Annotated in this window: 1 rRNA gene; it reads right to left on the bottom strand. The window is 54.5% G+C overall.

The features are described from left to right. Positions 1–1,700, bottom strand: a 23S ribosomal RNA gene (locus tag BMW94_RS30020); the annotation flags it as partial.

Below are 1,700 nucleotides of genomic sequence, written 5' to 3' on the forward strand. Positions count from 1 at the left end.
TTGGATAAGCCCTCGACCGATTAGTACTGGTCAGCTCCATGCATTGCTGCACTTCCACCCCCAGCCTATCTACCTCGTCGTCTTCAAGGGGTCTTACATACTGGGAAATCTCATCTTGAGGGGGGCTTCACGCTTAGATGCTTTCAGCGCTTATCCCTTCCGTACATAGCTACCCAGCGGTGCTCCTGGCGGAACAACTGGTACACCAGCGGTACGTCCATCCCGGTCCTCTCGTACTAAGGACAGCTCCTCTCAAATTTCCTACGCCCACGACAGATAGGGACCGAACTGTCTCACGACGTTCTGAACCCAGCTCGCGTACCGCTTTAATGGGCGAACAGCCCAACCCTTGGGACCTACTTCAGCCCCAGGATGCGATGAGCCGACATCGAGGTGCCAAACCTCCCCGTCGATGTGGACTCTTGGGGGAGATAAGCCTGTTATCCCCAGGGTAGCTTTTATCCGTTGAGCGATGGCCCTTCCATGCGGTACCACCGGATCACTAAGCCCGACTTTCGTCCCTGCTCGACTTGTAGGTCTCGCAGTCAAGCTCCCTTATGCCTTTGCACTCTTCGAATGATTTCCAACCATTCTGAGGGAACCTTTGGGCGCCTCCGTTACTCTTTAGGAGGCGACCGCCCCAGTCAAACTGCCCACCTGACACTGTCCCCGCACCGGATTACGGTACCAGGTTAGAACCTAGATACGATCAGGGTGGTATCCCAACGGTGCCTCCACGCAAGCTGGCGCTCACGTTTCTTAGGCTCCCACCTATCCTGTACAGATCGTACCCAAATTCAATATCAAGCTGCAGTAAAGCTCCATGGGGTCTTTCCGTCTTGTCGCGGGTAACCTGCATCTTCACAGGTATTAAAATTTCACCGGATCTCTCGTTGAGACAGCGCCCAAGTCGTTACGCCATTCGTGCGGGTCAGAATTTACCTGACAAGGAATTTCGCTACCTTAGGACCGTTATAGTTACGGCCGCCGTTTACTGGGGCTTCGGTTCACAGCTTCGGATTGCTCCTAACCGCTCCCCTTAACCTTCCAGCACCGGGCAGGCGTCAGCCCGTATACTTCGCCTTACGGCTTCGCACAGACCTGTGTTTTTGCTAAACAGTCGCTTGGGCCTTTTCACTGCGGCCCCCTCGTGCTATTCACACTACCGGGGCACCCCTTCTCCCGAAGTTACGGGGTCATTTTGCCGAGTTCCTTAACGAGAGTTCTTCCGCGCGCCTTAGAATTCTCTTCTCGCCTACCTGTGTCGGTTTGCGGTACGGGCACCATCACCTGGCTAGAGGCTTTTCTTGGCAGTGTGAGATCATGACCTTCGCTACTATAATTTTCGCTCCCCATCACAGCCCAGCCTTACGATGTGCGGATTTGCCTACACATCAGCCTCACTGCTTAGACGGACATCCATCAGTCCGCGTCACTACCCTGCTGCGTCCCCCCATTGCTCATAACGGCTTACGGTGGTACAGGAATTTCGACCTGTTGTCCTTCGACTACGCCTTTCGGCCTCGCCTTAGGTCCCGACTTACCCTGAGCGGACGAGCCTTCCTCAGGAACCCTTAGGCTTTCGGCGGATCAGATTCTCACTGATCTTTTCGTTACTCATACCGGCATTCTCACTTGTATAATGTCCAGCGCTCCTTACGGTACACCTTCAACCCTTATACAACGCTCCCCTACCCCTG

The organism is Paenibacillus sp. OK003 (assembly GCF_900109515.1).
GTDB classification, from domain to species: Bacteria; Bacillota; Bacilli; order Paenibacillales; family Paenibacillaceae; genus Paenibacillus; species Paenibacillus marchantiae.